At 67.3% G+C, this 11,725-nt stretch carries 16 protein-coding genes; 8 read left to right on the forward strand and 8 right to left on the reverse strand.

The features are described 5' to 3' along the window. The 3 genes from VGH85_17225 to VGH85_17235 all read left to right on the forward strand — a co-directional run. On the forward strand, window positions 1-405 hold a 405-nt coding region (locus VGH85_17225; GenBank protein HEY2175552.1), incomplete at its 5' end, for an SAM-dependent methyltransferase. Window positions 406-474: 69 nt separating this feature from the next. After that, on the forward strand, window positions 475-762 hold the full coding sequence (locus VGH85_17230) for a metalloregulator ArsR/SmtB family transcription factor (GenBank protein ID HEY2175553.1): 288 nt from the start codon (window positions 475-477) through the stop codon (window positions 760-762). Further along, window positions 759-1,142, forward strand: coding sequence for a VOC family protein (locus VGH85_17235; GenBank protein ID HEY2175554.1), 384 nt, complete (start codon window positions 759-761; stop codon window positions 1,140-1,142). The genes VGH85_17230 and VGH85_17235 overlap by 4 nt, the downstream gene beginning before the upstream one ends. Before the next feature lie 4 nt (window positions 1,143-1,146). On the opposite strand, the gene VGH85_17240 is transcribed toward VGH85_17235, so the two are convergent. The 7 genes from VGH85_17240 to VGH85_17270 all read right to left on the reverse strand — a co-directional run bounded on the left by VGH85_17240 (window position 1,147) and on the right by VGH85_17270 (window position 6,425). Beyond that, a complete protein-coding gene (locus tag VGH85_17240) occupies window positions 1,147-1,575 on the reverse strand; it encodes a pyridoxamine 5'-phosphate oxidase family protein (GenBank protein ID HEY2175555.1) in 429 nt (142 codons plus the stop codon). Between the two features lie 47 nt (window positions 1,576-1,622). Continuing rightward, a complete protein-coding gene (locus VGH85_17245; GenBank protein ID HEY2175556.1) occupies window positions 1,623-2,495 on the reverse strand; it encodes an alpha/beta hydrolase in 873 nt (290 codons plus the stop codon). 125 nt (window positions 2,496-2,620) lie between these two features. Beyond that, on the reverse strand, window positions 2,621-3,535 hold the full coding sequence (locus tag VGH85_17250; protein HEY2175557.1) for an aminoglycoside phosphotransferase family protein: 915 nt from the start codon (window positions 3,533-3,535) through the stop codon (window positions 2,621-2,623). Window positions 3,536-3,556: 21 nt separating this feature from the next. Continuing rightward, on the reverse strand, window positions 3,557-3,751 hold the full coding sequence (locus VGH85_17255) for a hypothetical protein (protein HEY2175558.1): 195 nt from the start codon (window positions 3,749-3,751) through the stop codon (window positions 3,557-3,559). 19 nt (window positions 3,752-3,770) lie between these two features. Continuing rightward, window positions 3,771-4,697: an SPFH domain-containing protein gene (locus VGH85_17260; protein ID HEY2175559.1), complete on the reverse strand. Its 927-nt coding sequence runs from the start codon at window positions 4,695-4,697 to the stop codon at window positions 3,771-3,773. A gap of 88 nt (window positions 4,698-4,785) precedes the next feature. Continuing rightward, window positions 4,786-6,066, reverse strand: coding sequence for an RNA polymerase sigma factor (locus VGH85_17265; GenBank protein HEY2175560.1), 1,281 nt, complete (start codon window positions 6,064-6,066; stop codon window positions 4,786-4,788). Further along, window positions 6,063-6,425 (reverse strand): YciI family protein, encoded by a 363-nt coding sequence (locus VGH85_17270; GenBank protein ID HEY2175561.1) that lies wholly within the window; start codon window positions 6,423-6,425, stop codon window positions 6,063-6,065. Before VGH85_17270 ends, VGH85_17265 begins: the two co-directional genes overlap by 4 nt. Before the next feature lie 233 nt (window positions 6,426-6,658). Here VGH85_17270 and VGH85_17275 point away from each other — a divergent pair, with 233 nt between their 5' ends. Next, a complete protein-coding gene (locus tag VGH85_17275; protein ID HEY2175562.1) occupies window positions 6,659-7,342 on the forward strand; it encodes a hypothetical protein in 684 nt (227 codons plus the stop codon). A 187-nt stretch (window positions 7,343-7,529) separates the two neighbouring features. Further along, entirely contained in the window at window positions 7,530-8,825 is a 1,296-nt protein-coding gene (locus tag VGH85_17280; GenBank protein ID HEY2175563.1) for an MFS transporter, read from the forward strand. Here VGH85_17280 and VGH85_17285 read toward each other — a convergent pair. Continuing rightward, the gene (locus VGH85_17285; GenBank protein ID HEY2175564.1) at window positions 8,742-9,506 is read right to left on the reverse strand and encodes a methyltransferase domain-containing protein; all 765 of its coding nucleotides are present in this window, start codon (window positions 9,504-9,506) and stop codon (window positions 8,742-8,744) included. The two genes, VGH85_17280 and VGH85_17285, sit on opposite strands and share 84 nt — an antisense overlap. Window positions 9,507-9,584: 78 nt before the next feature. Between VGH85_17285 and VGH85_17290 the strand changes: the two genes are divergently transcribed. From VGH85_17290 to VGH85_17300, 3 genes are all read left to right on the forward strand, one after another. Continuing rightward, window positions 9,585-10,241, forward strand: a complete 657-nt coding sequence (locus VGH85_17290) for a class I SAM-dependent methyltransferase (protein HEY2175565.1) — start codon at window positions 9,585-9,587, stop codon at window positions 10,239-10,241. Window positions 10,242-10,380: 139 nt separating this feature from the next. Then, complete coding sequence (locus tag VGH85_17295) at window positions 10,381-10,779, forward strand: VOC family protein (protein ID HEY2175566.1); 399 nt, start codon at window positions 10,381-10,383, stop codon at window positions 10,777-10,779. Between the two features lie 62 nt (window positions 10,780-10,841). Further along, window positions 10,842-11,717 carry a polysaccharide deacetylase family protein gene (locus tag VGH85_17300; GenBank protein ID HEY2175567.1) on the forward strand — a complete coding sequence of 292 codons (876 nt, stop codon included), beginning with the start codon at window positions 10,842-10,844 and terminating at the stop codon, window positions 11,715-11,717. The last annotated feature ends 8 nt before the right edge of the window (window positions 11,718-11,725 follow it).

Raw genomic sequence — 11,725 nt, forward strand, 5'->3', positions numbered from 1 at the left:
GTGGTCAACCAGCTGTGTCGGTGCACCGCCGCCGGCGGCGTGCTCTCGATCATGTCGGGAAATGCCAAGACGGGTGCGGTTCGCCCAGCCTTGGAACGGCGGTGGGAGGACGCTTTGGCGGCCTTCGACGCCACCAGCGAGGTTGGGGTGCTGGGGGTGCCGACCCGAGGAGACACGGTGGAGCAGCTCAGCAAGCTCATGCAGAACCAGGGTGTGGAGCCGCTCCGCTGGTACGGGGTGTGGCTGTTCACCGACTGGCTGGACTTCAGCGGAGTTGAGTTGGACCTCAGCGACTCGCAGCAGCTCGCGGCGATCGCCGCCGTCGAACTCGAAGCCAGCAGACGAGATCCCTACCGCCAACTCAGCCGGCCGTTTCATCTCGTCGGGCGCAAGGTGTCGACCTGACGGCCACAAGACGGGAGCGGCAGGTTCGTTCGCTTGACAGGCAAGTCGCTGCTTGCCTATGGTACGGCGGTGGGTGACCTGTTCAAGGCGCTGTCCGACCGAACCCGGCGGGCGATCCTGGACGAGCTGACCGATCGCGACGGCCAGACCCTGTTCGAGATCTGCGGTCGCCTCATTTCTCGGCACGGTGTGCGCGCGACGAGACAGGCCATCTCCCAGCACCTCGACGTGCTCGAATCCGCCGGACTCGTACGGACCGAGCGCTCGGGTCGATACAAGTTCCATCACCTCGACACCTCGCCCCTGCGCGAGATCTGGGAGCGATGGCCACCGCCGACGAAGGAGCCAGACAGATGAGGATCACCATCACCAGTGTCCTGGTCGACGACCAGGACACGGCACTCGCCTTCTACACCGACGTTCTCGGTTTCGTGACGAAGAACGACGTACCTCTCGGTGAGGCGAGGTGGCTGACAGTCGTCTCACCCGAGGATCCCGATGGGGTCGAGTTGTTGCTCGAGCCCAGCGCACACCCCGCCGTCGGCCCGTTCAAGGAGGCGCTGGTCGACGACGGCATCCCCTTCACCTCGTTCGCGGTAAAGGATGTCCAGGTTGAGTACGAGCGACTCCGCGCCCTCGGTGTGACGTTCACCCAGCCTCCGACACAGATGGGCCCCGTCATGACGGCCGTGTTCGACGACACCTGCGGGAACCTCATCCAGATCGCGGCCACATAGCGCCTTACCAGGCTGGACCCAGATCGGCGGACAGCCAGTGCTCCGGCTGCAGGTAGACGGCCATGTGTTCGCCGAGCTGCGTGCGTTCGAACTCCACGTAGTCGTCGACCTTGTCGGGTGGGATGTAGCGCGCCGCCATCTCCCGCGAGCGCTCGGCGCTGCCCGGGGCCGTCCTGATGACTGGCCCCTCGAGCGACACGTAGCGGATGGTTGGCTCCGTCCGCTGCACCATCAGGCTGAACCGACCAGCCGCGTCGATCGCGCGGGTCTTCCGCGCGCCGGGCTGCGTGAGCACCCACAGCTCACCGCCCGGGCTGTACTGGTACCAGATCGGGACGGTCAGCGGCCCGCGATCCGGTCGCTCGACGACCGACAACGCACCGATGTGGGGTTCTGCGAGAAACCGTTCACGTTCTTCCACCGTTAGCGCCATAAGCCCGGATGCTAGCCAGCAGGTCCGTCAAAATCCTTGGCCAGGTGTCAGGTGCCGTCGTCGAGCACCTCGCGCAGTCTGCGCGCAAAGGCCTCGGGTTGGCCGGCGTATCCGGACTCACCGCCGACGAAGCCGCCGTGGTGGCTCGGGAAGACGGCCGCCTGCTGTCCGAGCAGCTCGGCGGTGGCCATCGACGTGCGTCCGGTGAAGGTGCCCAAGGACTCCTCGCCCACCGCAATCACGATGCGGGTCGGCGCCGCGGCTAGCGCGTCGACCTCGGGGCGATAGCTGCTGACCGCCCAGGACCGGTCGGAGAGCAGCGGGTCGTCGCGGGAGCCGTCGTCCTCGGTCGGCATCCCGAATTGGGCGGGGTCCGGCGCAGGCCGGGCGAAGTAGTCGTCGGTGAACTGGCCTTGCCACGACGTCATGGCGATGAAGGCTGCCATCCCGGCACCAGAACCCTTGGCCTCGTAGGTGTCGCTGAAGCCGGCCCGGGCGCGCTCGGCCGCCTCGGCGTCGGGGAGCACAGGGATGAGGGGTGGCTCGTGTGCCACGAGTGTGGACACGTCGTTGGGGTAGGCCGCCACAAGTGCTAGCGCCGTCACCGCGCCCCCACTGCTCGCGAACATTTCGACCGGACCCACGCCGAGGGCCTCGATGACGGCGTGCACGTCCTCAGCCTGGACCGTGGGCACATGGTCGACCCGGCCGTCTTTACGGGTGCTCCGGCCAAGACCGCGCGGGTCATAGGTGACCACCGTGCGGTCGGGGAAGTACGACGCCAACGTGGCGAAGCCGCCGGCGGCCATCGGCTGGCCGATCATGAACAGCGGTGCGCGTCCGTCGGCGGTGGGCAGTGGCCCGCGGACGTCGTAGGCGATGTCGACCTCGGTGGTTTCCAGGATGAGACCCGTAGGCATGGCGATTCGACCTCTCCCACATTCGAGACCTCACCGGAACCTACGCCCTCGGTGCCGGGAGCGGCCAGCGACAGCACCCGGCCGAGGCGGGAGCCCCGTGGTCATAGGCCTGGTACGCCGGTCGTCTACGCCTGCGAAGCGAGCCGCATAAGAGCCTCCACACCGACCCGGTGATTGTTTCCGGCGCTGGCGATCTCGAGCGCGCTCATGGCTGCAAATGCCTCGCACCAGCCGACGTACCGCTCCACGTCCACGTGGGTCGCGGCGGCGAGCTTCTCGGTGCGCGCGTTGATCGTCTCCAGGTCACTTGCCTGCCAGAGGATCAGGTCGACGGCGTCGAAAGCGGCGTCGCCGAGGCAGGGGGCGGGGTCGATGGCGACGAGGCCGCGCTCGGCTCCGCCGTCGAGGATGTTGCTGGGCGTCAGGTCACCGTGAAGCAGGACGATCGGGGAGTCGTCGCGCAGCGCGAGCCGGCGCGCGAGCCGGTGACCACGTTCGTAGAGCTCCGGCGGGATCAGCGCCATGAGCTGCGGGTGACGTTCGTAGAGCTTGGCCGAGGAGTCGAACAGGGAGGCAACTCGCTGCTCCACGGTCGGATACGACGGGTCGGGGACACTGCTGTCTTGCAGGGAGGTCAGCAGTTCGGCGACGCTGTCCGACGCTGGATAGATCAAGGACTCGACGAGGGGAGTTCCGGGCTCGATCGCTTCGATCAGAAGCGCTCCGAGTTGTTCCTCGAACGCGATCACTGCGGGGGTGTGTACCGTATGGCAGTTGTCGAGCGCGGCCGCTTCGGCTGTCAAGCGCGCGCGGTCGGGGCTGACCTTCAGGACAGCGCGCCCGCCGTCGAGCAACCGGCATCGGAAGACGGCCGACATACTCCCGCGCGGGATCGGGGCGCCGAGCTCGAACCGCCACCGCCGTGAAAGAGCGGTCAGTATGCCCGGCAGCTCACCGAACCACGCCTCCACCTCGCCGCCGAAGCGAGCGGTGAGGCGCCGCCGTATTCCCGCATCGACGCCCGGCACGGTCGAACCCATGCGCCGACCGTAGCCCGGCGGTCAGTGCTCGCGTGGTCGGCCGCGAGGCCGCATAGGTCCCGCCCGGTCGGGCAGCCGTCCGGCTTCGGCGAGTGCCCTGCGGAGGATGAACTCGATCTGCGCGTTGGTGCTGCGTAGCTCGTCGTTCGCCCAACGGGCGAGGGCGTCGTGGACGGCGGGGTCCAGGCGGAGCAGGACGCTCTTGCGCTCGGTCACCGCTGCTCCGTGCGTGCCGTCACTGGTAGAGGGAGCCGGTGTTGACCACCGGCTGGGTCGCCTGCTCGCTGCACAACACCACCAGCAGGTTCGACACCATGGTGGCCTTGCGCTCCTCGTCCAGTTCGACGACGTCTTCGTCCTGGAGTCGCTGCAGCGCCAGCTGGACCATGCCGACCGCTCCCTCGACGATCCGCGCCCGGGCGCCGACCACCGCGTTCGCCTGCTGCTGGCGCAGCATGGCCTGAGCGATCTCCGCCGCGTAGGACAGCCGGGTCAGGCGCGACTCGATGATGTGTACGCCGGCCGGCGCGACCCGTGCGGAGATCTCCGTCGACAGCCGCTGGGTGATCTCGTCGGCGTTGTCCCGCAGCGACAAATCGCCTTCGCCACGGCTCGTATAGGGGTAGCTGGAGGCGATGTGCCGGACGGCGGTCTCGGTCTGGATAGTGACGAACTGCGTGTAGTCATCGACGGAGTAGGTGGCGCTCGCGGTGTCAGCGACCTGCCACACGACGACCGCCGCGATCTCGATCGGGTTGCCGTCGGCGTCGTTGACCTTCGCCTGAGCTGACTCCTGGTTGCGGATCCTCGTGGAGACCGCGATGCGCCGGGTGAACGGGTTTACCCACTGCAGGCCCGAATCCCGGATAGTGCCTCGGTAGCGGCCGAACAACTGGACGACGCGTGCCTGCCCGGGGACGACTGGCGTAAGACCCGCCAGGGCGAGAGCGCTGGCGATGAAGATCAGGACGCAGACCACGACCAACACCACCGCCGTGCCGTGATGCTGGTGGCCTGATACGACGGCGACGGCCACTCCGGCCAGCAGTCCGACGATGCCCAGCACCAACACGCGAAGGCCGGGCAGAAACCGGGCCGGGCTCTCGGTAACCCGCTGCTCAGGCAGCTCCGAGCCTGTGACGGCTGCAGTTTGGATAGCCATCTGGTGCCTCCTTCATCCACGGTCCCGATACCACTTCCCTATCATACTGATATCAGTTTCTGAGAGCAAGGCCTGGCACCGGCTAGCTTCAAGCGCGGTGGGTGTGATCGGCGATCTGCGCGGCGAGAAAGTCCCGCTCGGCGTCGTTCCCGGAAAGCTCGAACGCCTGCCGGTAGGAGTCGGCTGCCTCGTCGATGCGGCCGATCCGGCTGAGTAGGTCGGCTTTGACCGCGGGCAGGTAGTGGTATCCGGACAGACGCCCATCTCGCTCGAGGTTCTCGACCTCCGCGAGCGCCGTCTCCGTTCCGGCCACCATCGCCAGTGGTACGGCGCGATTCAGTGCGACGACCGGTGACGGCCAGACCTCGAGCAGCTTGTCGTACAGGGCGAGGATCTGCGGCCAGTCGGTCTGGTCGTACGCCGGCGCCTCCGCATAGAGCGATGCGATCGCCGCTTGCAGTACGTAGCGACCAGGCGGACCGGCGCGAAGGCACTCGACGATCATGCTGCTGGCGTCGGCGAGCGCGGACCGGTCCCACAGCGCCCGGTCCTGGTCCTTCAGTTGCACCAGCCGGCCGTCGGCGTCGACGCGGGTCGGGCGCCGCGCATCGGTGACCAGCAGCAGCGCATACAGGCCGCGCACCTCGGTGTCGTCGGGCATCAGGTCACGCAGCATCCGGGCCAGGTGCAAAGCGCGGTCGACGAGCTCGGCACGGACCAGCGATGTGCCCGAAGGCGCCGTATGGCCCGTGGTGAACAGCAGGTGGATCACTGCGAGCACGGCACGCAGCCGATCCGGCAACTCGGCGGCCCGAGGGACCCGGTAGGGGATCCGGGCGGTGGAGATCTTCTTCTTCGCCCGGGTCACCCGCGCCGCCACGGTCGGCTCGGACACCAGGAACGCCCGGGCGATATCCGCGGTCGAGACCCCGCAGAGCAGTCGTAGCGTCAGCGCCACCTGGGCGTCCTGGGCCAGTGCCGGGTGACAGCACGTGAAGATCAGCCGCAGGCGCTCATCGGGTATGACGTCGTCCGGGCCTTCGGCGTCGTTCGCCAAGAGTTCCTGCACGGTGACCTCGGTGGCTTCCTCATCGTTCTCCACCAGCAAGGGGAGCCTGGAACGGACCGCTCGGTCGTGGCGTATCGCGTCGATCGCACGCCGCTTCGCCGTCATGGTGAGCCAGGCGGCCGGGTTACGGGGGATGCCGTTCCCGACCCAGGCCGCAAGGGCCGCGGCGTAGGCCTCCTGTACGCACTCCTCGGCAAGATCCAGGTCACGCGCGACACGCACCGTAGCGGCGAGCACCCGCCCCCACTCGCGGCGGTGCGTGTCCTCGATCGCCGCCTCGACGGTCGCAACGTCGGTCACGTTGCCGGCTGCTCCTCCCGCCTCACGAAGCCACTGTGGACCGGCCGGACCTCGACACCGCCACCGTCGTGGACCGCAGGGTTGAGCCGGGCAATGGCCAGAGCCGCATCAAGATCGGGTGCGTCGATCACGTAGAAGCCCGCGATGACCTCCTTGGAGTCCACGAACGGGCCGTCGGTGATGGTGTCGCCACGAATCGATGTGGCCATGTCCCTGGGCGTCAGGGCGTAGGCCATGACCATCGAGCCGCTCTCGACGAGGTCGTCCGAATGCCGGTCGCAGGACTCCAGGTCCTCGGGCGTCGCATCAGGCGCGTGGGCGGAGTCGTGGGCGTAGATCAGGACTGCGTACTGAGCCATGATGGCTCCCTCCAAAGTCGATCGATCGGTCCGTGCACCTCTACGTCGGACGGACCGCGCGAAATCGACAGGTCTCGACCAAACTAGCCGCCAATTCCGGCGCGATCGAGGATTGGCCCGAGTCTCGGCCTGCGCGCAGGCCGTGCTGGCAGACTTCTGGCGTGATCGGGCGCCTAGATTTCGGCCGCGCCGGCAGCGCGTCGTAGGTGTCGCTGTGTCGCTAGGTTGACGGGATGCACCTCCCGACGTATTGGCTAACCAGGCCCGATGCCCGACCGGACCACGAAACGCTCACCTCCTTCGACCGGCTGCTGGGCCAGGCACTGGACCTCGGCCCCGACCGTCCCATCGACTACCGGCTCGAAGCGCCGAAATGGCAATTCCTCTGCTACGCCGCCGACCGCGGCCATGTAGTCCTGCACGGCTCAGGCGATCCGGACATCGAGCGGTTCGAACCCCGCCAGCCCGACGACACGTTGGAGTTCAGCAACCGACGCGCGGTCTTCGCCGCGACCGACGGGATCTGGCCCATGTATTACGCAATCTTGGACCGCGAGCAACACCCGATGATGCTGTGCAATTCGTGCATGCGCATATGCGCCGACGGCCGGACGAGTGACCCGTATTATTTCTTCTCCATCAGCCGGGCGGCACTGCAGTTGCGGCCGTGGCGCGCGGGCACCGTCTACCTCCTGCCCGCCGACACCTTCGAGATCCAACCGCGGATCTCGGTCGATGACTCGTTGATCGAGGTCGCCCAGGCGGCAAGTCCACTCGCGGTCGAACCTGTCGCCAAACTCTCGGTGCTCGCAGGCGATTTCCCGTTCCTCAACGAGATTAAAGGCCATGACGACGAGGTGCTTGCCGCGCGGATCGCCGCCGATCCCAATGGCTTTCCCTGGTACGAGGAAGCGTAGAGCGCTGAAATCGTAGGGACTCACGCGTCGATTATTTTATTAATCGATCTCTGATACTCCTATCGTGAGCCCGTCGGTGCCGAAATACAAGACTGTTCCTTTCATTTGGCGTCACCCAGAATCGTGAATCGTGAACGTCGGTCGGTGGCGCCGTAGACGCCTGATGAAACCCGTAGGTCCGCTCGGTGTGCTTGTGCGACGACGGCACTTCCGCCTGTTCTTTCTGGGAGTGACCGCGTCCCGGCTCGGCGACACCTTCCTCGCCGTCGCGTTGGCGTGGCTGATACTCAAGATCGGTACGCCGACCGACCTCGGCCTCCTGATCCTGATCGGCGGAGCACCCAGGGCGGTCGGCGCACCGGTCGCCGGCTACGTCCTGGACCGTTACGGGCCGCGGCTGGCGTTGGTCGTCGACAACGGCCTGCGCGCCGTTCTGCTCCTCGTCATTCCGCTGCTCTCCTCCGCCGGGGCGCTCCGGGTCGTGTACCTGTATCCGCTCGTCTTTGCCGGTGCCCTGCTCTCCAGCGCCACGGAGGTCGGCCAGGAGATCGTCGCGCCGACGCTGGTGGCGGACGACGAGCTGGAAGCGGCGAACGGCCTGCTCGCCGCGACATTCGATCTCGCCGAATGGGTCGGACCGGCCGCCGCAGGACTGACGGTCGCTCTGGCCGGAGTGCAACCAGCGATCGTCGTCGACGCATGCTCGTTCCTGGGCATGGCTGCGGCTGCGACCGCGCTCCCCGCGGCCGGGGGAAGGCCCACCGAGCGAGCAACCAGGTCCACGATGGCCGACCTCGTCCACGGCTATCGGACGTTGCGGGCGTGTCGCGGGGTGCTGACGTTGACGCTCACTGCGCTAGGGGTACTCACCATCGATGGCGCATTGCAGGTCTTCTGGCCCGCCTACAGCCGGACGACGCTCGGCAGTGGCCCGGCGACGTACGGGCTGCTCGTCTCAGCCGCCGGCGTGGGATCGCTGGCCGGCACCCTGCTGCTCACCCCTGTCGTCGGCCGGCTCCGACCCTCACGGTCCCTGCCGCTCGCGGTCGCCGGCAGCGGGTTGTGCCTCGCTCTGCTCGCCGCCATTCACACCGTCGTCATTGCGGTCGGACTTGCCGTCCTCGTCGGTGTCCTGGCCGCGCCGTTCTATCCGATCGCGCGCGCCGTCCTGCAACGCCTCGTTCCCGAACACGAACGAGGCAGGGTCTTCGGTGCCCGTGCCTCGATCACTGCCTGCGGATTTCCCACCGGCGCCGCTCTCGGCGGACTGCTCCTCACCGGGACGTCTGCACCGGTCACCGCGCTCATCATCGCGGCGGCGCATGCCCCGATCGCCCTGGGGCTGCTTGCCTTTCCGAGCCGCCCCGAGGGTGACGAAGAGTCCGCCACAGAATCGCGCCTAGCGGCGACGTGCGGTCGCGAGAGCGAAGGTGAGGAACTCTCCACGATCGGCGGCCAGCAGGTCGATCACCTGCTGGCGTGACGCCCGGCCATCCGGTGCCCGCTCGGCGCACGCCTGTGCCCACAGATACCAGTCCAGCCAGCCGTCCTTCTGCAGTCGCGCGGAGGTCACGGTCACGAGGTCGGTGACCTCCCATTGGAAGCGCCACCATTCAGCGGTGTGCCACGCGATCGCCTCCCAGCCAAACACGGATTTGATATGGGGAGGGATCGCACCGAGCTCGCGGACTTCGTGGGTCATCCCGGGTGTCGCCATCCCCAACTGGCCATCCGGCCGCAGAAATCGCGCGAGGTACGGCAGGTAGCTGTCGGCGGTGCCGAAGTACTCGAACGCGTCGATGCTCACGATCGCGTCGAAACTCTCCGTCTCGAACGGAAGCGCGTGGGCCTCGGCGTGCACGGCTTCCACCTGTCCGCTCACACCGGCGTCGGAAAAAACCGCCGCGACCTCGTCGGCGCCGATCCACCAATCGGCCGCGACGACCTGTACGCCGTACTCCCGGGCCAGAAACACCGACGTCGCGCCCTTGCCCGAGCCCAGGTCGAGCACCCGCATCCCCGGCCGCAGGTTGAGGTCGTGAGCCAGGTCCTCCAGGAGCCAGAGCGGATTCGGCCCCATGTCCAGACCGATCAGCCACGAGGGGTCGTACCTCGACGCGCGAGGATATCGGTCCGGCCGAATCAGGTCGTCCAATGCGGTCACGACCACCGACCCAACCCGACGCGGGACGCGGGCACAAGCCGATTCCTTACGCCGGTGATCGCGTGCCAGAATGCCCAGGTGATCGACGACGGGGACACGGACGCCAGCCGACTCGCGGCTGAGTCGCTCGCGCAGCACGATCCGACGGGGTGGTTCGAGCGGCTCTACGCCGAAGCTGCGGCCGGTGATGCGATCGTGCCGTGGGACCGTGCTGAGCCCAACCCGTTGCTGGTCGACTGGCTGGACGAACGCGGTGTCGACGGCGCAGGCCGGCGCGCGATCGTGATCGGCTGCGGCTACGGGCGGGACGCCGAATACGTCGCGGGGCTCGGTTTCAGCACCACCGCATTCGACGTCTCGGAGTCTGCGGTCCGCGGTGCGCGGGTCCGCTTTCCCGAGTCGAAAGTGGACTATGTGGTCGCCGACCTGCTCGACCCGCCCGCCGCCTGGTCCGGTGCGTTCGACCTCGTGGTGGAGTCGATCACGGTGCAGTCGATGCCACTGTCCGTGCGTGCGGAAGCGATCCGCCACGTCGGCCGGATGGTGGCGCGCGGCGGCGAGCTCCTGGTGATCTCCGGGATCCGCGAGGAGGGCGAGCACGTGGAGGGCCCACCGTGGCCGCTCACCCGGAGCGAAGTGGATTCATTCGCGGCCGGCGGGCTCCGGGCGATCCGTGTCGAGCAGGTGCCGCGCCCGGACTCCTACAGATGGCGTGCGGTGTTCCGGCGGCCGTAGCGCTCGTCTGCACGTTGAGAGTAAGGATTCGCAAGCGCTCGAGCTCCTCCACTAGCGGCTTCATCACGGGAGATCGCTGCGATCAGGACCTCTGGGACTGTAGGTTGATCCGCAATCCCGCGGCACCAAGGAGCCAGCCATGCCAGCTTTTCCGTCCATCACCCACGTCGCCGTGACGGTGACCGATCTCGAGCGGAGCATTCGCTGGTACAGCGCGCTGTTCGGCGCCGCTCCCGTTCTCGACGAGGACGAGCAGATCGGCGGATTCCACCACTCCGTCTACGCGCTCGAGGGCGGGCAGCTGTTCGGTCTGCACACCCACCCTCAGGCCGCGGATGACAGTTTCGACGAGCACCGTACGGGGCTCGACCACGTGTCCTTCGCCTGTCGTGATCGCAGTGAGATCGAGGACTGGTCCCGGCGCCTCGACGAACTCTCGATCGACCATGGCGACATCGTGGACGCCCACTACGGCACTGGGCTGTCCTTCCGCGACCCCGACGGGATTGCGCTCGAGTTCTTCGCACCTCCGGCCTGACCGCCGTCGGCCGCGGAGAAAAACCCTGGCGAATCGCCCGCCCGACGGCGAGGATTGTGGGCATGGCCGACATCTTCGCGCACTCCGGTGAGTTGCTCGGCTTTCCGCCGGATGCACGGGTGCTCATCGTCAACACCGACGACTTCGGCATGTACCACGCGATCAACGCCGCGGTCATTCACTCGATCGAGGAGGGTATCGCCAGTTCGTGCAGCCTGATGGTGCCGTGCCCGTGGGCGCTGCACGCGATGCACCTGCTCGACGACCGTCCGGAGATCCCGTTCGGGATTCACCTCACACTGTTCTGCGACACGACCTACTACCGATGGGGTCCGGTCACGGCGAAGGAGAAGGTCCCTTCGCTGCTCGACGCCAGGGGCGCCCTGTTTTCGCCCGCGCAGGTCCCCGACTTGGTCGCGCAGGCGCGCATCGACGAGGTGGAAATCGAGTTCCGGGCACAGATCGACCGGGTCGTCGATGCCGGGCTGACACCGACCCACCTGGACTGGCATTGCCTCGCCGACGGCGGGCGCGACGACATCCTCGACCTGACTCTGTCGTTGGCCGAACAGTACGGTCTCGCGGTGCGGATCTGGCTCGAACCCGGACGTGAGAAGGTACGTCGGCGCGGGTTGCCGGTCACCGATCACGATTTCCTGGACAGCTTCGCACTCGACGTCGACGGCAAGTCGGCGCGTTACGCCGAGCTCCTGCACGAGCTACCGGCCGGGCTCAATGAGTGGGCCGTACATCCTGGTCTGGGGAACGAGGAGTCGCAGGCGATCGACGGGGGTTGGCGGGTGCGGCTGACCGATTACCAGTTCCTGACCTCACCCGAAGCCCGCGAGATCCTCCGCCGGGAGCAGATCGTCGTGATCGACTACCGGATCGTCCAACAGGCGTGGACATCGAAGACCATCGGCGCAGACAGTCGCTGATCGCGGCC

Source organism: Mycobacteriales bacterium (genome assembly GCA_036497565.1).
GTDB lineage: Bacteria > Actinomycetota > Actinomycetes > Mycobacteriales > QHCD01 > DASXJE01.

What these genes read in the sequence shown, in the direction of transcription:
- VGH85_17235 (HEY2175554.1), top strand. Translation starts at nt 759, where the DNA reads ATGAGGATCACCATCACCAGTGTCCTGGTCGACGACCAGGACACGGCA.
- VGH85_17240 (HEY2175555.1), bottom strand. Translation starts at nt 1,575, where the DNA reads ATGGCGCTAACGGTGGAAGAACGTGAACGGTTTCTCGCAGAACCCCAC.
- VGH85_17245 (HEY2175556.1), bottom strand. Translation starts at nt 2,495, where the DNA reads ATGCCTACGGGTCTCATCCTGGAAACCACCGAGGTCGACATCGCCTAC.
- VGH85_17250 (HEY2175557.1), bottom strand. Translation starts at nt 3,535, where the DNA reads ATGGGTTCGACCGTGCCGGGCGTCGATGCGGGAATACGGCGGCGCCTC.
- VGH85_17260 (HEY2175559.1), bottom strand. Translation starts at nt 4,697, where the DNA reads ATGGCTATCCAAACTGCAGCCGTCACAGGCTCGGAGCTGCCTGAGCAG.
- VGH85_17270 (HEY2175561.1), bottom strand. Translation starts at nt 6,425, where the DNA reads ATGGCTCAGTACGCAGTCCTGATCTACGCCCACGACTCCGCCCACGCG.
- VGH85_17275 (HEY2175562.1), top strand. Translation starts at nt 6,659, where the DNA reads ATGCACCTCCCGACGTATTGGCTAACCAGGCCCGATGCCCGACCGGAC.
- VGH85_17295 (HEY2175566.1), top strand. Translation starts at nt 10,381, where the DNA reads ATGCCAGCTTTTCCGTCCATCACCCACGTCGCCGTGACGGTGACCGAT.
- VGH85_17300 (HEY2175567.1), top strand. Translation starts at nt 10,842, where the DNA reads ATGGCCGACATCTTCGCGCACTCCGGTGAGTTGCTCGGCTTTCCGCCG.